Below are 20,874 nucleotides of genomic sequence, written 5' to 3'. Positions count from 1 at the left end.
GCGGCGTTCGTAACGTGCCAGGAGATCGATTGGTGCTTACGTCTTCGGGGGAATCCGTATGTCCGCTGCCAGTTTGAGACGGGCTGCCCGGGAGAGCGTGTCGGGGCTGCCGCGCGCCTTCTGGTGGCTGTGGGCCAGCACGCTGGTGAACCGGCTCGGGGCTTTCGTCGCCACGTTCATGACCTTGTACCTGACCCTGGACCGGGGCTACTCGGCCTCCTTCGCGGGGCTCGTGGTCGCCCTGCACGGTCTGGGCGGGGTGGTGTCCTCGCTGGTGGCGGGCGTGATGACGGACCGGCTGGGCCGGCGACCGACGATGCTGGCGGCGAACGTGTCGACGGCGCTGTCGGTGGCGCTGCTGGGCTTCATGGAGCACCCGGCGGCGATCGCGGCGGTGGCGGGCCTGGTGGGCATGGCGTCGAACGCCTCGCGCCCGGCGGTCTCCGCGATGATGGCGGACATCGTCCCGCCCGAGGACCGGGTACGGGCCTTCGCGCTGAACTACTGGGCGATCAACCTGGGCTTCGGGATCAGCTCGGTGGTGGCGGGCGTGGTCGCGGAGTACAGCTACCTGGCCGGCTTCCTGGGCGAGGCGGCGCTGACGCTGCTGTGCGCGGTGCTGGTGTTCGCGAAGCTGCCGGAGTCGCGTCCGGTGAAGGAGGAGGCGGAGGAGGGGGCGGAGCCGGAGCCGGAGATCGGGCTGGGGACCGTGCTGCGGGACGGGCGGTTCATGGCGGTGGTCGGGCTGTCGTTCCTGATCTCGCTGATCTTCACCCAGGGCTCGGTGGGCCTGCCGGTCGCGATGGGCCAGGCGGGCTTCTCGCCGGGGGACTACGGGCTGGTCGTGGCGGCGAACGGGCTGCTGATCGTGATCCTCCAGATCCCGGTGACGCGGTTCATCGAGCACCGCGACCCGAGCCGGCTGCTGGTGATCTCGGCGCTGCTGGCGGGGTACGGGTTCGCGATGACGGCCTTCGCGGGGTCGCTGTGGGCGTACGCGCTGACGGTGTGCGTGTGGACGCTGGCGGAGATCGTGAACTCGCCCACGCAGATGGGGCTGGTGGTACGGCTGTCGCCGGTGCACGGGCGCGGGCGGTACCAGGGGATGTACACGATGTCCTGGGCGGTGGCGGCGCTGGTGGCTCCGCTGATGGCCGGGCTCGTGATCGACCGGTACGGGGCGGGGTGGCTGTGGGGGGCCACGGGTGTCCTGGGGACGGTGGCGGGGGCGGGGTACTGGCTCCTGATGCGGGGGCTCCCGGAGGGAGCGGGGCACACGGATGCGGCCGCGCCCGTGCGGGTGGCGGAGCCGGCCCCGGCCGCCGCCGAGGCCTAGCCGGCCGGGCGGGCGAGGCGGGGCCGTCTGCGGCAGGCCGGGCGGGGTGCGGGGCCGCGGGTGCCGCTGCGCGGGCTGCTCCCCGCCCCGCCCTTCGCCCGTTCCCCGGGGCTGCGCCCCGGACCCCCTGGGGGCTCCGCCCCCAGACCCCCGCGCCTCAAACGCCGGCGGGGCTGGGATGTGCCGGCCGGGGCCGGGATGTGCCGGCCGTCGCCGGGATGCCCGCGGGGCTGGATTTCGCGCAGCGAAATTCCAGCCCGCGCGGCACTTGAGCGCCCCCGGGCGCGGCAGCGCCCGGAACGGGGCCAGGGGCGCAGCCCTTGTCCTCCGGCCCCGCCGGCGCTTGAGGCGCGGGGTCAGGGGCGGAGCCCCTGGGAACGGGGGAAGGGCGGGTAGGGGACCCAGCCCCGTGCAGCGGCACGCCCACCGGCACCAGCCACGCGAACCGGCCCCGCCCCACGCCCGACGGACGGAGTCCGGCGCAGCGGCGCGAAGCCGGGGAGGCCCCCAGGGGCCGAGCCGTGCGAGCGGCGCGTGGAAAAGGCGTGGCCCCCAGGGGCCGGGCCGTGCGAGCGGCGCGTCAAGAAGGAGAGGCGGTGGGGCGGGTCAGGTGCTTGAAGGCGTCCAGGTTGCGGGTCGACTCCCCCCGCGAGACCCGCCATTCGTACTCGCGCCGGATCGCGCTCGCGAAGCCGAGTTCCAGCAGGGTGTTGAACGCCCCGTCCGCCGCCTCCAGGACGGTGCCCAGGAGGCGGTCCAGGTCCTCGGGGGTGATGACCGACAGCGGGAGCCGGGCCGTGAGGTAGACGTCGCCGAGGGGGTCCACCGCGTACGCCATCCCGTACAGCTTGAGGTTGCGTTCCAGCAGCCAGCGGTGGACGCCGGCCTCGTTCTCGTCGGGGTGGCGGATGACGAAGGCGTTGACCGACAGGGAGTGCCGGCCGATGCGGAGCGAGCACGTGGTGCTCAGCTTGCGGGTGCCGGGGAGCTGGACGACGTACGACCCCGGTTCGGGGCTCTCCCAGCTCAGCTCCGCGCCGGCCAGCGTGGACTCGATGATCGCGGCGGTGTCAGCGTCAGCCATGGTGGGAGCGTACGCGACGGCGATGATCATGCATGGCGGCGGTGTACACGTCGGCGGTGCCGCCGGCGGCGGTGTCCCAGCCGAAGAACTGCGCGTGCCGCGCGGCCTCGGCGCCCATGCGGTCCGTGAGGCCGGGGTCGTCGACGAAGCGGCGCAGCTCGCGGGCGTAGTCCACCGGGTCGTGGCCGGGTACGAGGATGCCCGTGACCCCGTCGTTGACGGCGACGGGGAGCCCGCCGACCTCCGCCGCGAGGACCGGCGTACCGGTGGCCTGGGCTTCGATGGCGACGAGGCCGAAGGATTCGCTGTACGAGGGCATGACCAGCACGGACGCGGCCCTGAACCAGTCGGCGAGGCCGTCCTGGGCCACCGGCGGGTGGAAGTGGACGAGGTCGGTGATGCCGAGCTTCGCGGCGAGCTTCTGCAGGCCCTCGGGCTTGGCGAGGCCGCTGCCGCTGGGGCCGCCGACGACGGGGACGAAGAGGCGGCGGCGCAGCGAGGGGTCGCGGTCGACGAGCTCTGCGACGGCGCGGAGCAGGATGTCGGGGGCCTTCAGGGGCTGGATGCGGCCGGCGAAGAGCGGGATCACGGCGTCCTGCGGCAGGCCGAGGCGGGCGCGGGCGGCGGCGCGTCCGTCCCCGGTGGTGAAGCGGTCGAGGTTGACGCCGGGGGTGGGACGACGGCGACCTTGGCGGGGTCGGCGTCGTAGTGGCGTACGAGTTCCTCGGCCTCCTCGGCGGTGTTGGCGATGAGCCGGTCGGCGGCGGCGACGATCTGGGTCTCGCCGATGACGCGGGCGGCGGGCTCGGGGGTGTCGCCCTCGGCGAGCGCGGCGTTCTTGACCTTGGCCATGGTGTGCATGGCGTGGACGAGCGGGACGCCCCAGCGTTCGGCGGCGAGCCAGCCGACGTGGCCGGAGAGCCAGTAGTGGGAGTGGACGAGGTCGTAGTAGCCGGGGCGGTGGCCGGCCCAGGCCTGCATGACGCCGTGGGTGAAGGCGCACAGCTGGGCGGGCAGCTCTTCCTTGGCGAGGCCTTCGTAGGGGCCTGCGTCGACGTGCCGTACGAGGACCCCGGGGGCGAGTTCGACCACGGGCGGCAGGCCGCCGGTGGTGGCGCGGGTGAAGACCTCGACCTCTATGTTGATCGCGGCGAGGCGCTTGGCGAGCTCGACGATGTAGACGTTCATGCCGCCGGCGTCACCGGTGCCGGGCTGGTGCAGCGGTGAGGTGTGCACGCTGAGCATGGCCACGCGGCGGGGCTTGCGGTGGTGGCCGACGGCCGGGAGGCGCAGGCGGGGGGCGTCGGGGCGGGTGGCGCGGGCGGCGGCGATGCGTCCGCTGATGCTGCCGCCGAGACGGGACACGTACTGGCTCAAGGGAGCAGTTCCTCTCGCTCGGACGACGGTCGACGGTCCTCTGCGGCCCGCTCCGGCGGCGGGTCGGCAGCGCCGGTGGGGCGGCATGGCTGCGGGAGCGCGGTCGGCGCCCTGCAAGGAGTGCAACCCGGATGGCGGTCCGCCGCATTCCGGGAGCCCGGATGTTCCTGGTCGTTTGCCGGATTTTTATCTTGGCCGCGCGCTCCGCTTACGCTCGGCGCATGGTCTCCCGCAGCACTCCGCCGTCCTCGAAGCGCCCCGTGGGCACCGTGACGCGCGGGACGACGAACCCGAACCGGCTGCGCCGCATGGACCGCTGGATCGCGGCCGCGCACGGGGCGGCGCTGCGCCGGGCGGACGCGCCGGTGGCGGTGGACCTGGGGTACGGGGCCGCGCCGTGGACGGCGGTGGAGCTGCTGGCGCGGTTGCGGGAGGCGGCGCCGGCGGTGCGGGTGGTCGGGATCGAGATCGAGCCGGCGCGGGTGGCGGGGGCGAAGCCGTACGAGCGGGAGGGGCTCAGTTTCCGGCACGGCGGCTTCGAGGTGCCGCTGGACGGCACGGCCGGGGATCCGGTGGGGCATGCGGCGCTGATCCGGGCGGCGAACGTGCTGCGGCAGTACGACGAGGAGCAGGTCGCGGAGGTGTGGCAACGGCTGTGCGGGCGGCTGGCGCCGGGCGGGCTGCTGGTGGAGGGGACCTGCGACGAGATCGGCCGGCGGCACGTGTGGGTGGCGCTGGGGCCGGAGGGGCCGCGGACGGTGACGTTCGCGACGCGGCTGGGTTCGCTGGAGCGGCCGTCGGACCTGGCGGAGCGGCTGCCGAAGGCGCTGATCCACCGGAACGTGCCGGGTGAGCCGGTGTACGCGTTCCTGCGCGACTTCGACCGGGCGTGGGCGGCGGCGGCTCCGTACGCCTCGTACGGGGCGCGGCAGCGGTGGATCCGGACGGCGCGGGCGCTGGCCGCGGACTGGCCGCTGGCGGACGGGCCGGTGCGGTGGCGGCAGGGGGAACTGACGGTGCTGTGGGAGGCGTTGCGCCCGGCGGGGTGAACCTCGCGCGGTGGGGAACCGGCGTTGGGAGCGGTCCGTTGAGTCGGCTGGGACGGCCGGGGCGGTGGCGGTCATGATCGGGGAGGCATCCGGAGGGTGTTGGAATTCACCGAGTCGTGGCACCATCCCGGTGACAGTGCCAAGTTACTGATGAATAGTCAGATCTGATGTCCGGTCCGGTTCGCCTTGCTTGTCCGGGGACGTCGGTCTGACCCGGGGTGCCTGGGGGAGCCATGGGGACCGTGAAGCGAGCGTCGTCACGTCGGCAGGGAGCGTCCGCTCTCACACTGCTGTGCGCCATGGCGATACTGGCGGCCCCGGGCCTCGCGGGTACCGCGTACGCCGCCCCGGGCGCGCCCTCGGCCCCCTCTGCTCCCTCGGCCCCCGCCGCTCCGGCGGCTCCCGCGCCCGAGCCGGGCGCCAAGTCCCTGGAGCAGGTCCGCAAGGAGATAGAGGACCTCTACCGGCAGGCCGGCTCGGCGACGGACGCGTACAACCTCGCGGAGGGCGAGACGAAGGCCCAGTCCGAGCGGATCGTGCAGATCGCCAACCTGGTGGTGGCGGGCCAGGACCGGATCTCCTCCCTGAAGGACCGTGCGGGCGCCGCCGCCCGCGCCCAGTACCGCTCGGGCGGCCTGCCGCCGGGCGCGCGACTGGCGTTGAGCGACAGCCCGGCCGACTACCTGGACGGGACGGGCCGGTTGCGGCAGGGCGAGAAGGCCACCACGGACCTGCTGTCGGAACTGAACCGCACGCAGACGGACTTGGAGCGGTACGCGAAGGAAGCGGGCGCGCTCTGGCAGAAGATGGAGGACAACAGGGCCAAGAAGGAAGCCGCCAAGAAGGAGATCGAGGAGAAGATCAAGACGGCGGAGGCCCTGGAGAACAGGCTGGAGGCCGAGGAGAAGGCCCGGCTGATCCAGCTGGAGCAGGAAGCGCAGTACAAGGCGCAGACGGCGTGGCTGTCGTCGGGCGCGATGAAGGACGTCAACGGCGCCGCCACGGACGCGGGCAAGCGGGCCGTGCAGTGGGCCACGGCGCAGATCGGCAAGCCGTACGTCTGGGGCGCGACGGGACCGAACTCCTTCGACTGCTCCGGACTGACCTCGCAGGCCTGGCTGGCGGCGGGGCGGGGGATCCCGCGCACCTCGCAGGAGCAGCTGCGGCTGCTGCCGAAGGTGGCGGTCAAGGACATGCGGCCGGGGGACCTCATCATCTACTTCGACGACGCGAGCCACGTCGGCATGTACGTCGGCGACGGCGCGATGGTCCACGCCCCGCGGCCGGGGCGCACGGTGACGATGGCGGGGGCGGGCTCGATGCCGATCAAGGCGGTGGTCCGCCCCGACGCGTAAGCCCTGGCCGGGCGGTGATCCACACCCCGGGGCCCCTGGGGGCCCCGGGACCCCGGGCCCGGGGCTCCCGCCCCGGACCCCAGGCTCCGCAGTGCGCTGCGCGCAGGCCCGGGCCACTACACGGCGCTACCGCGCCCGCGCCTCAAACGCCGGCGGGGCTGGAAGTGCGCTCCGCACACTCCAGCCCCCGGGCGACGGCCGACACCTCCAGCCCCACCGCCGATCGAGGCACGGAGCCCTCACAACCAGCCCCACCACCGCTTGAGGCGCGGAGCCCGCACAACCAGCCCCACCGACGCCCGAGGCGCGGAGCCCGCACATCCCAGCCCCGCCGGCGTTTGAGGCGCGGGTCTGGGCGGAGCCCGGGGAACGGTGGAAGGGCGGGTAGGGGACCGCTCCGCGCAGCGGCGAGCCGCGCCGGCGCCCGCGTCCACACCGCAGCGCGCCGCCGAGCGGTCGGCCCCGGGGCGCCCCGCGCTGGTCCGGGCACCGGCGTCGCGTGGGGTCTCGGTGGGCGGGATGTCGGGGTGGGGGGTCGTGACGTTGGTCATCCCGGGGGCGCGGTTTTCCCCCGCGATAGGGGCATATGACGGCGGCCCTCCCGCGGCGGCCATTCCGCTCGGCCGCACCCGCCCGCTAGGGTCACCGGCATGAGCGCACCTTCGGGGGGAGGCAAGGAACCGGAGACGATGCCCGCACCCGCACCCGCACCCGCACCCGTACCGCGGCAGCGGGACACCCCCGCACCGCAGGCAGCGGCAGCGGCAGCGGCAGCGGCAGCGGCCCCGGCGGCATCGCTGACGCTGCTGGTGGTGGAGGACGACCCCGCCGGCGGCCTCACCGTCCCCGAGATCCTCGACGCCGACGGCCACCGGATCCGGATCCGCAGCGCCCGCAACCTCACCGAGGCCGCGCGGCTGCTCACCCCCGACGTGCACTGCGTACTGCTCGACCTGGCCCTGCCCGGCCCCGACGAGGACGGCTTCGGCGCCCTGCGCGAGGTGCTCCGCATCGCCCCCCGGCACGCCGTGCTCGTCCTGACCGGCGAGGCCGACGCCGACCGCGCCGCCGAGGCCGTACGCGTGGGCGCCCAGGACTTCCTCTACCGCGACGAGCTCGACGGCCGGCTGCTGAGCCGCGCCATCCGCTACGCCGTGGAGAGAAAGCGGGCGGACATCGCCCAGTACAAGCTCGCAGAATCGAAACTTCGCGCCCAGGAGAACGCCCGCCTGGAGCGCGGCCTGCTCCCCACCCCGCTCCTGGACGGCTCCGACCTCCGCTTCGCCGCCCGCTACCGCCCCGGCCGCAGCCGGGCCCTGCTCGGCGGCGACTTCTACGACACCGTCCGCACCCCCGACGGCACCGTCCACGCCATGATCGGCGACGTCTGCGGGCACGGCCCCGACGAGGCGGCCCTCGGCGTCGAGCTGCGCATCGCCTGGCGCGCGCTGACGCTGGCCGGGCTGTGCGGGGACGACCTGCTCGCCACCCTCCAGGAGGTCCTGGAGGTGGAGCGGCCCTGCGAGGAGATCTTCGCGACCCTGTGCACGGTGGACATCTCCCCCGACGGCCGGCGCGCGGGGCTGTGCCTGGCCGGGCATCCGGCCCCGCTGATATCGAGGCCGGGCAAGCCCGCGCGGCTGCTCCCGTACGAGAACAGCGGCCCGGCGCTCGGGCTGCTCCCCCGGGCCCGCTGGCCCCGCCGCCAGGTCGACCTGGGCGGCACCTGGAGCCTGATGCTCTACACCGACGGGCTGATCGAGGGCCGTATCGGCGACGGCCGCGAGCGCCTCGGGCAGGACGGCATGGTCGAGATGATCAACCGGCACATCGAGCGCGGCCTGAGCGGCGAGGCGCTGCTGGAGGCGTCCGTCACCGAGGCCCGCCGCCTCAACGGGGGCGAGCTCACCGATGACGTCGCCGTGGTCCTGCTCTCCCGCGCGGCGGGATAAGGGCTCAGCGGCCGCCGTTGTACGGCCCGTAGGGGCCGTCGCTGCTGCTGCCGCCTCGGCGCGGGCCGCCGCCCGAGACCTGCTTGAGGGCGGGGCGGACGTCGACGAAGAAGACGATGCTGGCGACCAGGCCGGCGATCTGCAGGAACAGCATCCCGAGGAAGAAGTCCACGAGGACGGTGATCCCGAGGATGACCAGCCAGAAGGTCTTCGTCTGCTTCTCGGCGGCCCGGTACGCGTCCTCGCGCGCCAGCAGCGCCAGCACGAAGGCCGCGACGGCGAGCGCCAGCATGGCGTAGCCGAGCAACGGGAGCACCCCGTTATCGAACCCCTGCATCAGCATCGTCTCGACCGCCTTCTCGCATCCGGCACCACTGGCTCCACTGCTCCACGCTACCGCCGGAGCCGCCTTCCCAAACGACAACGAACCGGGCACCCGCCGGGTGCCCGGCCCGGAACAGCGTCGTTACGGGGTCGTTCAGGCCTCTTCGCCGGTCCCGGCGGCGGCCTTCTTGGCCGCGGTGCGACGCGCGGCGGGCTTCTTCGCGGCGGGCTTCTCCTCACCGGCGGACTCCGCCGACGCCTCGGCCGCGGCGGGCTCCTGCGCCGGCTCCTGCGCCGGCTCCCGCGCGGGCTCCGGCTCCACGGCCCCGGCGATGTCCACGATCTCCTCGGCGACCTCGCCGCGCCAGGCGCGTACGGTCTGTTCGCCGTGCTCGGCGACCTTGTCGTAGGTCTCCTTGGCCCGGACGGCGTACTCGGCGGCGACGCCGACGCCGCGCAGCGCGAGGTCCTGGGCGGTCTCGCCGAGCTTCTTCGGGTCGATCGAGCCGAAGACCTCGGTGACCTTGGCCGCGACGGCCTCCTGGACGGCCTTCGGGTCGGTGTTCTTCACGGCCTCGATGCGCGCGGGGGCCTCGGCGCGCAGCTGCTCGATGAGCGCGGGCACCTTCTTGGCCTGCTGGACGGCGAGGTCGGCCGTGCCGGCGGCGAAGTAGAGGGGGGTGGGGTCGGTGAGGGTCTTCTTCAGGTCATCGGCGATGGCCATGTGCGGGTCCTCCCGGATCACAGTCAATTCGTAGGGGGCATCGCGGCGTCGTCACCGGTGCTGCCGGCCGCGTCCTCGCCGGGAGCCTCGTCGGCCTCCAGCGCGTTCTCCTTGCGGAACGCGTCGTAGATCTGGAGCAGCACCTGCTTCTGCCGCTCGTTGATCGACGGGTCGGAGAGGATGACGGCGCGCGTCTCCACCTCGTCCCGGTCCCGCTCGTCGAGGATCCCGGCCTGCACGTACAGCGTCTCGGCGGAGATCCGCAGCGCCTTGGCCAGCTGCTGGAGGATGTCCGCGCTCGGCTTGCGCAGCCCGCGCTCGATCTGGCTCAGGTACGGATTCGACACCCCCGCCGCGTCGGCCAGCTGCCGCAGCGAGAGCTGGGCCTGCCGCCGCTGCTCGCGGAGGTATTCGCCGAGGTTTCCGACGTTGAGCGATGCCATGCCCCGATCCTGCCCCACCCCGCTAACTATTGCAAGCGCTTGCTAGCAATAGCTCCCACCCGGCCGGGGTCCGCACCACCCCGGACCGCCCGGTGCTAGCTTGCGGGCGTGGACCTCTTCTCCCTGTCGTGGGCGGCGCTGCGCGCGGCGGTCGCCGACCTGGCCGACGAGGACTTCGGCCGGCCGTCCGGCTGCCGCGGGTGGCTCGTTCGCGACCTGGTGTGCCACCTGGTCATCGACGCCCAGGACGTGCTGATCACCCTCGCGACGCCCTCCGACGCGGAACCCACCCGGGACGCGGCCGGCTACTGGGAGGTCGGCGCCGCCCCCGACGGGCAGGACCCGCTCGACGCGCTGACCGTGCGGCTGGCCGCCGCGTACGGGGAGCCCTGGCTGCTCAAGTTCCACCTCGACGACGTCGGCTCCGCCGCCGGACGCGCCGGTGCCCTCGCGGACCCCTCGGCCCGCGTCGGGACCCGCGGTCAGGTGCTCACCGCCGGCGACTACCTGTCCGCGTACGTCCTGGAGTGGACGCTGCACCACCTCGACCTGGTCGCGCACCTCCCGCACGCGCCGCGGCCCGCCCGCCGAGGCCCTCGCCGGGGCCCGGGGCGCTGCTGGAGCGGATTCGCCGGGGCGGCGTTCCCGGCAGGGTTCCGCGACGAAGGACGCGCTGCTGGTCGGCACCGGCCGGCGCGCCCCCAGCGCGGCCGAGGGGGCCCGCGCTCTCGGAGGCCGGGGAAACTGGGGCGCGCGCGTCCCGCTCCTCCTCGGCTAGGCCGGCCCGGCGAAGGCCCCCCGCCCCCGCGCCGACCCGCCCCCGCCCCGGCACCCGCTCCCGGGTACCCACAAAAAGGTGGGTACTTGGCGGGCCGACGCCGCCCGGCGAAGCTTGGTCCAGCGGCCGGGAGGAAGGGATCAGGAAGCCGCGCGGCGGGACTCCGCCATACGGTCCAGCCGCTGGTGACCCCAGTCGGACAGCGGCGCCACCGCCTCCGCGAGTGCCCGGCCGAAGCCGGTCAGGGAGTACTCGGTCTTCAACGGCAGCACGTCGTGCACCTCACGGTGCACGATCTCGTCGGCCTCCATCTCGCGGAGCGCCTGAGTCAGCACCTTCTCGCTGAGGCCCGGCATCCGGCGCCGCAGCTCCCCCGGACGCTGGGGACCGTCCTCCAGCATCCAGAGCAGGGACGTCTTCCACTTCCCGTCGATCACCGCCATCGCGGCGGTGACCCCGCAGACGTTCGGATCCTGTGCGCGGCTTCGCGTCATCTCCCCGTCCCTCTCCTGCCGATTCCTTCTCGCACCACCCATGTTTCCACGGGAGTTGAGTTCTTCATGTCCACGTCCATGTCCACGTCCACGTCCACCCAGCAGGCCACCGTCACCGTGCTCGGTCTCGGCCCCATGGGCCGGGCCCTGGCCGGCGCCTTCCTCGACGCCGGGGTGCGCACCACCGTCTGGAACCGCACCCCCGGCCGCGAGGAGGACCTCGTCGCACGGGGCGCCATCCCCGCCGCGTCGGCTCAGGAGGCGGTCGCCGCCAGTGCGCTGACCGTGGTCTGCGTGGTCAACTACGACGCCGCCGACGCGATCCTGCGGCCCGACGCCGTCACCGCCGCCCTGAAGGGCCGCACCCTCGTCAACCTGACCGCCGACACCCCCGCCCGGGCCCGCGACACCGGCGCCTGGGCCGACGCCCACGGCATCCGCTACCTCGACGGCGCGATCATGACCCCGACCCCCACCATCGGCACCCCGGACGCGGTGTTCATCCACAGCGGCCCCGAGGACCTCTACCGCGAACACCGGCCGGTACTCGACGTCCTCGGCGGCACCCACACCCACCTCGGGGAGGACATCGGCCGCGCGGCCGCGTACGACATCGCCCTGCTGGACATCTTCTGGACCTCGATGGCCGGCTACGCCCACGCCCTGGCGGTGGCGAAGGCCGAGGGCGTCAGCGCCGGGGAACTGACCCCCTTCGCCCAGGGCATCGCCGCGATCCTGCCGCCGCTCTTCGAGGAGTTCGCCGCCGACGTGGACAGCGGCAGCTACTCGGGCCGGCTCAACCCGCTGACGTCCGGGGCCTCGTCCATGGCGCACATCATCCACGCCTCCGAGGAGCACGGCATCGAAGCGGCCCTGATGCGCGCGACCGAGGGCCTGGCGCAGCGGGCCATCGCCCACGGCCACGGCGGTGACGGCTTCATCCGCGTCGCCGAATTCCTCGGCAGGACGGCCGTTCCCGCACGGGCCTGACACCCCCGCAGCACCCCCGGCACGACCCCGGCACACCCCCGGGCACACCCCCCGAACAGCCCGCCGGAAAGAATTCCCGGCGGGCTGTCACATCCGCGCGGCGCGGCGGGTCAAAGGGATGTCGCAGCAAGCGAGACCGCCCCGAAGGAGCCCCCGATGTCCACCACCGCCACCGTCTTCACCGTCATCGCCGCCGTCATGGCCGTCTACTCGGCCGTCTCGCTCTACACCCGCTCGAAGTACACGGTCGAGCCCCTGGTCCAGTACGGCGTCCCCGAGAAGACGTGGAACCTGCTCGCCACCGCCAAGCTCGCCGGCGGCCTCGGCCTCCTCGCCGGGTTCGTCGTCCCCGCCATCGGGATCGCCGCCGGCATCGGCCTGGTCCTGTACTTCATCGGCGCCGTCATCATCACCCTGCGGGCCCGGGACTACGCCCACGTCGTCTTCCCGGTGGTCTACTCCGCGCCGATGGCCGTCGCCCTCGCCCTGACCGTCTGACGGCCGGGGCGGGGCGGCGGCCCCGCCGCCTCAGCCCTCCAGCGCCGACAGGTCGAGCTCCTTGAGCCGGGCCAGGTCGGACAGCACGTCGATCGCCACGATCTTCCCCCCGACGACCGTGAAGGCCATGACGGCCACGGCGTTCGCCTTCGGTACGACGACCACCCCGGCCGCGCCGTTGATGAGCGCGGGCCGCACGAACGGCGTGAGCGCGCGGTAGCTCGCCGCCTGGCTCGCCACCGCCCGCGCACCGGTGAAGACCACCGTCTGCCGGCCGCCCACACCTCCGTCGGAACGCAGCACCACGTCCGGGTCGAGCACCGCGACCAGCGCCTCGAACTCCCCGTCGCGCGCGGCGGCGAAGAACGCGTCCACCGCCTCCCGCTGACGGGCCAGGTCCGCGTCGGGCGCCGGGGCCTGCCCCTGCACCTTGCGGCGCGCCCGGCTGGCGAGCTGCCTGGTCGCCGCGGCGGACTTCTCGATCAGCGGCGCGATCTCGTCGAACGGCACCGCGAACATGTCGTGCAGGACGAACGCCAGCCGCTCCGCCGGAGCCAGCGACTCCATCACCACCATCAGCGCCAGCCCCACCGAGTCGGCGAGCAGCACCTCCTGCTCGGGGTCGATCCGCCGCACCGGGCTGATGAGCGGGTCCGGGACCCTCGTCTCCAGCCGCTCCACCGGGTCCTCGCGCCGCGCCTCGCGCGAACGCAGCAGGTTGAGGCAGATCCGCGAGACCACCGTCGTCAGCCAGCCCCCGAGGTTCTCGACCCCGCTCACGTCCGTGCGGTCCAGCCGCAGCCAGGTCTCCTGGACGGCGTCGTCGGCCTCGCTGAGCGAACCGAGCATCCGGTAGGAGACCGCCCGCAGACGGCTGCGGTGCTCCTCGAACAGCTCCGTCAGCCCAGCCCCGCCACCGCCCCCCGCGCCCACGGCCCCGCCCACGTCCACGACGTCGTCCACTTCCGCCCCTCCCCTTGCTTCCTCAGGCAGCCGGAGCCGGCGCCCGTCCGATGACCACCGTCGCGTACAGCTCCTCCGAGCTGACCGCCCGCACCACGAGACCGCCCCCGGTCAGCGCGGACGCCGTCAGCGGCGCCTGCCTGGCACTGGTCTCCATCAGCAGGTGCCCGCCCGGCGCGAGCCACTCCAGCGCCCCCGCCGCGACCCGGCGGTGCACGTCCAGGCCGTCCGCGCCCCCGTCGAGGGACACCAGGGGCTCGTGGTCGCGGGCCTCGGGCGGCATCAGCCCGATCTCCCCCGTCGGCACGTACGGGGCGTTGACCATCAGCACGTCCACCCGCCCCCGCAGCCCCGCGGGGAGCGCCGCGTACAGGTCGCCCTCCCACACCGCACCGCCGTACGGGGCCACGTTGCGCCGCGCGTACGCCAGCGCCGCCGGGTCGATGTCGGCCGCGTGCAGCTCGACCCCGCCCGGGACCTGGGCCGCCACCGCCGCGCCGAGCGCGCCGACACCGCAGCACAGGTCCAGCACGACCGCACCGGGGCGGGCCAGCTCCACCGCCTCCCGGGCCAGGAACTCGGTGCGCCTGCGCGGTACGAACGCCCCCGCGCCCACCTCCACGCGCAGTCCGCAGAACTCCGCCCAGCCGACGACGTGCTCCAGCGGTTCGCCGTCCACCCGGCGGGCGACCATGCCCGCCAGGTGCCCGTCGTCGGTGGCGGCCGCGACCAGCAGGTCGGCCTCCTCCTCCGCGAAGACGCAGCCGGCCGCGCGCAGCCGTTCCACAATCGAAGTCACGTAGCTCAATCCTCTTGGTTCTGCCGGTGCCGACGATAGGCCCCCGGCGGCGCCCGGACCCGGCCGGACGGCCAGGTCCGTCATGTCACCGCCCGCCCGGGCCTCAGAACACGTCCGGGCACCACGGCCGGCGCGCGGTCCGGAACACCGCGTCGGCCAGCGCGACGGCCCCCGGCTCCAGCTCGGCGACCCGGCCCAGCGCGGCCAGCCGCACCGCCGACGCGTCCCCCAGGTACAGGGACCCCAGCGCGGACACGTCCAGCCGCACCCCGGCCGGCTCCTCGGTACGCGTACACGTGCCGGCGCCCGCGTCCAGCCGGTAGCGGCCGCCCGCCGGGCCCGTGGCGTCCTCGACCTCCAGCACCAGCACCCCGGGCACCTCGTACGTCCGCGCCCCCAGCGCCCGTACGACGTCCAGGACGCGCACCCACAGGAAGTCGGCCGCCGACACCGGCCGGGCCGCCCGCGCGTCGGGCAGCAGCTCCGGCAGCAGGTCGTCGGGGGCGCGGTTGCCGCTGCGCACCTTCAGCACCCAGTCGATGGAACACAGGAAGTGCCACAGCGCCCGCTCGGCCTGCGGGGTCGCCGCGAGGAAGTCGACGACCTGGACGGTGTTCAGCGGGGTCTTCGCGTCCGTCCAGTGGTCGTCGGCCTGGTAGACGGCCAGCCCCGCCACCTCACCGGCCGCGTCCCGGTACACGGCCCGCATCTTCTCCCGGTACGGACGGTGCGACATCTGCTCCAGGCCCGTCTTCAGGCTCCACCAGCGCGCGTCCCGGTCGACCATGCCGTGCCGGGCGGCCCGCAGCCGCTCGTGCAGGGCGGGCCCCACGCGCCGCACCTCGGCGGCGTCGACCAGGTCGATCCGGCCGCCGTCGACCGGCGCCGGACGGCTGCGGTCCAGGCCGGTGCGGGCGACGTCGACCTCCCACTCGGCGTGGACGGTCGCGGCGCCGTAGCCGTAGCGCGCGTAGATCGGGTACTCGGCGGCGATCAGGGTCGACAGGACGTCACCGCGCGCGTGCGCGGCGGCCAGTTCGGCCTCCATCATCCGCGTCAGCAGGCCCTGGCGGCGGTGGGTGGGCAGCACGGCCACGTTGGAGATCGCACTGCTCCCGACGGCGGCACCGCCGGGCACGGTCAGTTCCTGGGCGAAGGAGCGGAAGGTGGCCACGCACCGGCCGGTCTCCTTGTCGAAGGCCCCTTGTACGCGCGCCAGATCGGTGTGCGCGGCGCGCTGGGCCACATCGGATTCCGTCGGGGTGCCCGGAGTCAGGAAGCCCGAGTTCAGCGTGGTGAGCCAGGCGGGCAGTTCGGATGCGGCGATCGGCCGCACGTCAGCGCTCATGACCGGCCACGCTAACCGCCGCGCCCGGCACCGGTCGCCCCAATTTCCGCGGCCACGCACCGGCCCCCGGCCGCCGCCCCGCCGCCGCCCCGGCCGCCGTCCCCGCCGCCGTCCCCGCCCTACGCCAGCAGGTCGTCCACCTGCGCCTCGCCCTCGCGGTAGCGGCGCGTGATCTCCGCGCTGGAGTCGTCGGCCATCCGCTGGAGCTGCTGCCGGCGCCGCGAGACCTGCTGCTCGTAGCGGACCAGCCGGCCCATCGCGTCGTGCAGCTCCCCGTCGGTGCGCGCCTCCAGGTCGGACAGCTCCACGTCGGACAGCATCTCCGCCGCCAGCCGCCGGAACTCCTCGTTGTGCGGAGTGCCGAGGGTGACGTGCCGGGCGGAGGCGCTGCGGGTCGACGGGGCGTCGGCGAGGATCTCCGAGAGCCGGTCCACCACCGGCGCCTCGGTGGCCGTCCGGCGGGCCAGTTCGGCGCGCAGGATGTCGATGCGGCCCTGCAGGAGCCTGCGCACGTAGCTCAGGTCGGCCTCGTCGCGCTGCGCGTCGCGGCGCAGCGCCCGCAGCTCGGGCAGGCCCAGGGCGGTGGCGGGGGTGGTCGGCCCCAGCGGCTCGCCGGTGCGCTGCGCGGGAGGCCGCCCCGCGGCGCCCGCGGGGGTGTCCGGAGCGGGTGACGCGGGTGCAGGTGCGGAGGTACCAGAAGTGTTCATGACGTTGTATCCGTCCCCTCGACCGGTGCTGGGGGCACCGCCTGCGAGCATGGTGCCACTCTCCGTGGTGCGTACGCAGTCCCAGTCCACCCGATCGGCCCCGGACGGATGCACTCCTGGTACACAGGTGGTATGCGAGCAGTGGTGCAGAGGGTGGACGGCGCGAGCGTCGTCGTGGCGGGCGAGACGGTCGGCGAGATCGTCGGCGAGGGGCTCTGCGTGCTGGTGGGGGTGACCCACGACGACACCCCGGAGAAGGCGGCGGTGCTGGCGCGCAAGCTGTGGTCCGTGCGGATCCTGGAGGCGGAGAAGTCCTGTAGCGACGTGGACGCGCCGCTGCTGGTGATCTCCCAGTTCACGCTGTACGGGGACGCCCGCAAGGGCCGCCGCCCCACGTGGAACGCGGCCGCGCCCGGGCCGGTGGCGGAGCCGCTGGTCGACGAGGTCGTGGCGCAGCTGCGGGCGCTGGGCGCGACGGTGGCGACGGGCCGGTTCGGCGCGGACATGCGGGTCTCGCTGACGAACCACGGCCCGTTCACCATCGTCATCGACGTGTAGCGGACGCGCGGCGGTCAGGGCGCCACGACGACCTCCTGCGCGGCGGCCGTGTTCCCGGCCAGCAGCGGGGCGTCGACCGGGACGTTCCGCTTGACCAGCGCCAGGGCGATCGGGCCGAGCTCGTGGTGGCGGACGGCGGTGGTGACGAAGCCGAGCTGCCGGCCGTCCTCCCCGTCCGCGGCGAGCCGTACGGGCGTCCCGTGCGCCGGGAGCAGCACCTCGGAGCCGTCCAGGTGCAGGAAGACCAGGCGGCGCGGGGGCTTCCCCAGGTTGTGGACGCGGGCCACCGTCTCCTGGCCCCGGTAGCAGCCCTTCTGCAGGTGCACGGCGGTGCCGATCCAGCCCAGCTCGTGCGGGATGGTGCGATGGTCGGTCTCGGCGCCGACGCGCGGGCGGTGCGCCTCGACGCGCAGCGCCTCGTAGGCGAGGAGCCCGGCGGCGGGGCCGTGGGCGGCGGCGAAGGCCTCGAGCTGCGGGCGGGGCAGGAAGACGTCCCGGCCGTGCGCGGTCTCGCGTACGACGTGCTCCTTCCCGGGCTCGGCGATGGAGCCGGCCGGGAGGTGGACGACGGCGAAGTCGGCCGTGCGGTCGGCGACTTCGACGCGGTAGAAGAACTTCATCGACTCCAGGTAGCCGAGGAGGGCCTCCTGGGTCCCGGGCTCGACGTGCGCCCAGACGGTCTCGCCGTCGTCGACGAGGTAGAGGGCGTGCTCGATGTGCCCGTTGGCGGAGAGGATCAGCGCCTCGGTCGCCTGGCCGGCGGGGAGGTCGCTGACGTGCTGGGTGAGCAGCAGGTGCAGCCAGCTCAGCCGGTCGGCGCCGGTGACGGTGACGACCCCGCGGTGGGAGAGGTCGACGAAGCCGCGGCCGTCGGCGAGGGCGCGCTGTTCGCCGTAGAGCTCTCCGTAGTGGGCGGCGACGCCCTCGTCACGGCCTTCGGCCGCTACGGCGCCGGGAAGATGGAGCAAGGGGCTGCTGGTCATGCCACCAGCCTACGACGGCGCTAGGGAGAGGCTTCCTGGCGCTTGGCCGCCGCGCACTTCTTGCAGAGCCCGAAGATCGCGAAGTGCTTCATGTCGGTCTCGAAGCCGAAGGTGGCGCGGAGCTTGGCCGTGAACTCGTCGGCGATGTCCACGTCGGCCTCGATGACGCCGGTGCACTCGCGGCAGACGAGGTGGATGTGGTGGTGCCGGTCGGCGAGGTGGTAGGTGGGGGCTCCGTGCCCGAGGTGGGCGTGGGAGACCAGGCCGAGCTCCTCCAGGAGCTCCAGGGTCCGGTAGACGGTGGAGATGTTCACCCCGGAGGCCGTCTTGCGGACCTCCACGAGGATCTCGTCGGGGCTGGCGTGTTCCAGGGCGTCGACCGCTTCGAGCACGAGCTGGCGCTGCGGTGTCAGCCGGTAGCCGCGCTGCCGCAGATCGCTCTTCCAGTCGGTGGTCACCACCCGGCCAGTGTAAGCGCGGAAAGGGGACCGCGGTCAGACCGCGGTCCCCCTGTCGTGCGTGCGCTCGCGGGCTCACGGCCTCGCGGGCTCGCGGGCTCGCGGGCTCACGGCCTCGCGGGCTCGCGGGCTCAGCGGAAGAAGGCGATGCCGTCTTCGGGGAGCTCCGGGAGGTTGCGCGCCATGTCGGCGATCTCCTCCGGGGTGACGACCTTCTTGAGCTGGGCCGACATGTAGGGGCGCAGCTCGACGTCGGGGGTGGCCTTCTCGCCGACCCACATGAGGTCGCTCTTCACGTAGCCGTAGAGGCGCTTGCCGCCGCTGTACGGGCCGGACGCGGCGGTACGCGCGACCGCGTCGGTGACCACGTCGATCTGGGGCTTCTGGTCGGCGAGCTCGCCGTACCAGACCTCGACGACGCCCTGGTCGCGGACCATGACGATCTCGACCTTGCGGTCCTTGTCGATGCGCCAGTAGCCCGACTCGGACTCCAGGGGGCGCACCTTGTTGCCCTCGGCGTCGAGCACCCAGGTGTGGGAGGTGTACCCCAGGAAGTCCCGGCCGTCGTGACTGAAGACGACTTCCTGGCCGAAGTTGCACTTCTCCTCGCCGGGGAAGTCGAACACGCCTGCGCCTTCCCAGGTGCCGAGGAGGAAGGCGAGGGGGACGAGGCCCGGGTTCAGGTCGGAAGGGATCTGGATCATGGTTGGCTGCTCAGGCGATCTGTGGGAGGGGTTCCGGGGCGGTCGGCAGGGCGGATGCTCAGCGCTGACCCTGGTACAGCTTCTTGACGGCCAGGCCGGTGAAGGCGAGGACGCCGACGCAGACCAGGACCAGCAGGGAGGTGAAGACTGCCTCAAGCACGGGGTGCTCCTCGGAGGATTCGGTGCGGGTGGACGGGGCCGGTCCCCAAGCCTACTGGCCCGGGGCCCGGCGCACGGTGTGAGGTAGGCCGTAGCGGCCGCCCCCGCCGGTTCAGCCCAGCAGCTGCTGCTGCAGGATCACCGCCTGGTGGAGCGGGACGGCCGTGGCCCCGCCCTTGCGGCTCTGCAGGATCACGGCCTGGATGTCGCCCGACTGGACGCACCCGGCCCGGACCTGCTCGTCGCCGAACGGGACGGGCTCCTCCAGGACGGTGACGCCGGTGGGGTCGGGGGCCGCCTGGGCGCCGCGGGCCCTGCCCCAGGCGTCGTCCGTCTCGATGCGGTTCACGCCGCTCAGGTTCATGTCGGGACCGCAGCCCGTGAAGGTGACCGCGAGTCCCGAGGCGTGGAAGCGCAGCAGGTAGACGCGGGTGCGGGTGCCGTCGGGGGTGGTCCAGCCGCGGGCGGCGATCTGGCGCAGCCCGTTGTCGGTGAACCCCTGCTTCATCTTCGCGCGCGCGGTGCCCTCGTACTCCTCCAGGAGGGTGTCCACGGTGACGGCCGAGTCCTTCTCCAGCTTCAGTCCGGTGTCGGGGGTGGAGCCGAGGGGGGCGGGCAGGAGGAGCTGGGTGAGGCCGGCGTAGTGGATGCCGTCCTTGTTGTCCGTGGCGAAGGGCAGCGCCGCGCCGGGCGGCAGGGTGGGCTTGGCCAGGGCCGGGTACGTCCAGCGGCCGTCCGCCTCGGTGGACAGGCCGGGGACGTCGGTGCGGTCGGCCCGCGTGATGCCGTACGCGGTCCCCGCGCCGGCGGCGGCGAAGACGAGGACGGCGGCGGTCCAGCGCAGGGCGGCGCGCAGCCCGCGCCGCTCCTCGGGGGCCTCGGGGGCCGGGGCGGTGGTGGTGTTCTGCGCGGTCACACGGACTCCCCGGGGGACTTCAGGCGGGACAGCTGGTTCTTGAGGAACCCGGTGGCGTCGGACGTGGAGAACTCAGCCTTGGGTCCGTCGACCGAGAACCGGGACGAGTAGGCGCGGAAGTTCACCATCACATCGCCCTGGACGGCTACGCAGTAGAGGGAGTCGATCTTCTCCTGCCTGTTCTCGCCCTCTGCCAGCACGGCGCACTTGGCGTCCGGGAAGCCGTCCACCTTCGGGTTGTCGCGGCCGCCGCCTGCAAGGTCGAGGAGCTTCTTGCTGACCTCGGAGAACGCCCCCACGGCCTTCGGGTCGGCCTGCATGATGCGGATCTCCACGACGGGACTGCCGCTGTCGCCGACGTAGCTCCGCCCGGCCATGCCCTTGAGCCTGAGGTCCGCGAGCAGGTCGTCGCGCTTCTTGCGCTCCGAGCTGGACAGGCCCTTGCGGGCTTCCTTGAGGCCCTCGACGGCCTTCTCACCGGAGATGGAGAAGTCGTTTCCCTCGCCCGCGAGGTCGGGCCCCAGGACGAACCCGGAGGGGACCGGGAGCAGCTTGCCCGAGAGGGCGTTCGCGGGCACAGGTTCCGGCTTCTCGGCCTCGGGCAGCTTCCCGTCGCCCTCCGCCCAGTAGGCGGTCGGCGCGGTCCGGTCGGCGTCCGCGATGGCGGAGGACGCCCAGGCCCCACCGCCGACGAGGACCACGACGGCCACGCCCGCCGCGATGAAGGCGGCCGTCTTCCTACGGTCACCCGTGCGCACAGGCCCGGGCGGGGCGGTCGGCGTCTTGGAAGCCGGGGTCGTTTCGGTCTGCGGTTCGGTCACCGGACTTCTCCCAGGAGGCCCCGGCCTTCAGGCCGGGGAGGAATGGGTCCCTGG

Annotated in this window: 21 protein-coding genes and 2 pseudogenes; 8 read left to right on the top strand and 15 right to left on the bottom strand. The window is 73.8% G+C overall.

Features of this window, described 5'->3' with window-relative positions:
* Window positions 1–58 precede the first annotated feature (58 nt).
* On the top strand, window positions 59–1,336 hold the full coding sequence (locus SSNG_RS19045) for an MFS transporter (RefSeq protein WP_007265503.1): 1,278 nt from the start codon (window positions 59–61) through the stop codon (window positions 1,334–1,336).
* Between the two features lie 580 nt (window positions 1,337–1,916).
* Here SSNG_RS19045 and SSNG_RS19040 read toward each other — a convergent pair.
* A complete protein-coding gene (locus SSNG_RS19040) occupies window positions 1,917–2,420 on the bottom strand; it encodes a YbjN domain-containing protein (RefSeq protein WP_007265502.1) in 504 nt (167 codons plus the stop codon).
* Window positions 2,413–3,764 (bottom strand): annotated as a pseudogene (gene mshA, locus SSNG_RS19035) (D-inositol-3-phosphate glycosyltransferase). The gene SSNG_RS19040 and the pseudogene mshA overlap by 8 nt, the downstream one beginning before the upstream one ends.
* 254 nt (window positions 3,765–4,018) lie before the next feature.
* On the opposite strand from mshA, the gene SSNG_RS19030 reads away from it, so the two are divergent.
* The 3 genes from SSNG_RS19030 to SSNG_RS19020 all read left to right on the top strand — a co-directional run bounded on the left by SSNG_RS19030 (window position 4,019) and on the right by SSNG_RS19020 (window position 8,153).
* Window positions 4,019–4,846 (top strand): hypothetical protein, encoded by an 828-nt coding sequence (locus tag SSNG_RS19030; protein WP_007265500.1) that lies wholly within the window; start codon window positions 4,019–4,021, stop codon window positions 4,844–4,846.
* A gap of 299 nt (window positions 4,847–5,145) precedes the next feature.
* Window positions 5,146–6,201 carry an NlpC/P60 family protein gene (locus tag SSNG_RS19025; protein ID WP_042801364.1) on the top strand — a complete coding sequence of 352 codons (1,056 nt, stop codon included), beginning with the start codon at window positions 5,146–5,148 and terminating at the stop codon, window positions 6,199–6,201.
* 650 nt (window positions 6,202–6,851) lie between these two features.
* A complete protein-coding gene (locus SSNG_RS19020) occupies window positions 6,852–8,153 on the top strand; it encodes a fused response regulator/phosphatase (protein WP_007265497.1) in 1,302 nt (433 codons plus the stop codon).
* A 4-nt stretch (window positions 8,154–8,157) separates the two neighbouring features.
* Here SSNG_RS19020 and SSNG_RS19015 read toward each other — a convergent pair whose 3' ends face one another.
* From SSNG_RS19015 to SSNG_RS19005, 3 genes are all read right to left on the bottom strand, one after another.
* A complete protein-coding gene (locus SSNG_RS19015) occupies window positions 8,158–8,496 on the bottom strand; it encodes a DUF2516 family protein (RefSeq protein ID WP_007265496.1) in 339 nt (112 codons plus the stop codon).
* Between the two features lie 135 nt (window positions 8,497–8,631).
* Window positions 8,632–9,201, bottom strand: coding sequence for a hypothetical protein (locus tag SSNG_RS19010; protein WP_042803733.1), 570 nt, complete (start codon window positions 9,199–9,201; stop codon window positions 8,632–8,634).
* A 23-nt stretch (window positions 9,202–9,224) separates the two neighbouring features.
* Window positions 9,225–9,644: a helix-turn-helix transcriptional regulator gene (locus SSNG_RS19005; RefSeq protein ID WP_042801362.1), complete on the bottom strand. Its 420-nt coding sequence runs from the start codon at window positions 9,642–9,644 to the stop codon at window positions 9,225–9,227.
* A gap of 108 nt (window positions 9,645–9,752) precedes the next feature.
* On the opposite strand from SSNG_RS19005, the pseudogene SSNG_RS39955 reads away from it, so the two are divergent.
* Window positions 9,753–10,422: pseudogene (locus tag SSNG_RS39955) on the top strand (maleylpyruvate isomerase N-terminal domain-containing protein).
* Between the two features lie 140 nt (window positions 10,423–10,562).
* On the opposite strand, the gene SSNG_RS19000 reads toward SSNG_RS39955, so the two are convergent.
* Window positions 10,563–10,916: a helix-turn-helix domain-containing protein gene (locus tag SSNG_RS19000; RefSeq protein WP_007265492.1), complete on the bottom strand. Its 354-nt coding sequence runs from the start codon at window positions 10,914–10,916 to the stop codon at window positions 10,563–10,565.
* 66 nt (window positions 10,917–10,982) lie between these two features.
* On the opposite strand from SSNG_RS19000, the gene SSNG_RS18995 reads away from it, so the two are divergent.
* Together SSNG_RS18995 and SSNG_RS18990 are read left to right on the top strand one after the other, a co-directional pair.
* Complete coding sequence (locus tag SSNG_RS18995; protein ID WP_241695083.1) at window positions 10,983–11,906, top strand: NAD(P)-binding domain-containing protein; 924 nt, start codon at window positions 10,983–10,985, stop codon at window positions 11,904–11,906.
* A gap of 156 nt (window positions 11,907–12,062) precedes the next feature.
* Complete coding sequence (locus SSNG_RS18990; RefSeq protein WP_007265490.1) at window positions 12,063–12,404, top strand: DoxX family protein; 342 nt, start codon at window positions 12,063–12,065, stop codon at window positions 12,402–12,404.
* A 30-nt stretch (window positions 12,405–12,434) separates the two neighbouring features.
* On the opposite strand, the gene SSNG_RS18985 is transcribed toward SSNG_RS18990, so the two are convergent.
* From SSNG_RS18985 to SSNG_RS18970, 4 genes are all read right to left on the bottom strand, one after another.
* Window positions 12,435–13,349: a sigma-70 family RNA polymerase sigma factor gene (locus SSNG_RS18985; protein ID WP_050779888.1), complete on the bottom strand. Its 915-nt coding sequence runs from the start codon at window positions 13,347–13,349 to the stop codon at window positions 12,435–12,437.
* A gap of 40 nt (window positions 13,350–13,389) precedes the next feature.
* A complete protein-coding gene (locus tag SSNG_RS18980; RefSeq protein WP_347232455.1) occupies window positions 13,390–14,166 on the bottom strand; it encodes a putative protein N(5)-glutamine methyltransferase in 777 nt (258 codons plus the stop codon).
* A 103-nt stretch (window positions 14,167–14,269) separates the two neighbouring features.
* Entirely contained in the window at window positions 14,270–15,514 is a 1,245-nt protein-coding gene (locus tag SSNG_RS18975) for a GNAT family N-acetyltransferase (protein ID WP_007265487.1), read from the bottom strand.
* 119 nt (window positions 15,515–15,633) lie between these two features.
* Window positions 15,634–16,221, bottom strand: coding sequence for a hypothetical protein (locus tag SSNG_RS18970; RefSeq protein WP_042801359.1), 588 nt, complete (start codon window positions 16,219–16,221; stop codon window positions 15,634–15,636).
* Between the two features lie 132 nt (window positions 16,222–16,353).
* On the opposite strand from SSNG_RS18970, the gene dtd reads away from it, so the two are divergent.
* On the top strand, window positions 16,354–16,779 hold the full coding sequence (gene dtd / locus SSNG_RS18965) for a D-aminoacyl-tRNA deacylase (RefSeq protein ID WP_042801357.1): 426 nt from the start codon (window positions 16,354–16,356) through the stop codon (window positions 16,777–16,779).
* Between the two features lie 14 nt (window positions 16,780–16,793).
* Here dtd and SSNG_RS18960 read toward each other — a convergent pair whose 3' ends face one another.
* The 5 genes from SSNG_RS18960 to SSNG_RS18935 all read right to left on the bottom strand — a co-directional run bounded on the left by SSNG_RS18960 (window position 16,794) and on the right by SSNG_RS18935 (window position 20,820).
* Complete coding sequence (locus SSNG_RS18960) at window positions 16,794–17,762, bottom strand: glycine cleavage T C-terminal barrel domain-containing protein (RefSeq protein WP_007265484.1); 969 nt, start codon at window positions 17,760–17,762, stop codon at window positions 16,794–16,796.
* A 20-nt stretch (window positions 17,763–17,782) separates the two neighbouring features.
* Window positions 17,783–18,223, bottom strand: a complete 441-nt coding sequence (locus SSNG_RS18955) for a Fur family transcriptional regulator (protein ID WP_007265483.1) — start codon at window positions 18,221–18,223, stop codon at window positions 17,783–17,785.
* 128 nt (window positions 18,224–18,351) lie between these two features.
* Window positions 18,352–18,924 (bottom strand): FABP family protein, encoded by a 573-nt coding sequence (locus SSNG_RS18950; protein ID WP_007265482.1) that lies wholly within the window; start codon window positions 18,922–18,924, stop codon window positions 18,352–18,354.
* A 271-nt stretch (window positions 18,925–19,195) separates the two neighbouring features.
* A complete protein-coding gene (locus tag SSNG_RS18940; RefSeq protein ID WP_007265481.1) occupies window positions 19,196–19,999 on the bottom strand; it encodes a hypothetical protein in 804 nt (267 codons plus the stop codon).
* Window positions 19,996–20,820 (bottom strand): hypothetical protein, encoded by an 825-nt coding sequence (locus SSNG_RS18935; protein ID WP_128637027.1) that lies wholly within the window; start codon window positions 20,818–20,820, stop codon window positions 19,996–19,998. The genes SSNG_RS18940 and SSNG_RS18935 overlap by 4 nt, the downstream gene beginning before the upstream one ends.
* Window positions 20,821–20,874: the final 54 nt, after the last annotated feature.

The organism is Streptomyces sp. C (genome assembly GCF_000158895.1).
Classification (GTDB): domain Bacteria; phylum Actinomycetota; class Actinomycetes; order Streptomycetales; family Streptomycetaceae; genus Streptomyces; species Streptomyces racemochromogenes.
This window is presented reverse-complemented; position numbering and strand designations above follow the sequence as displayed.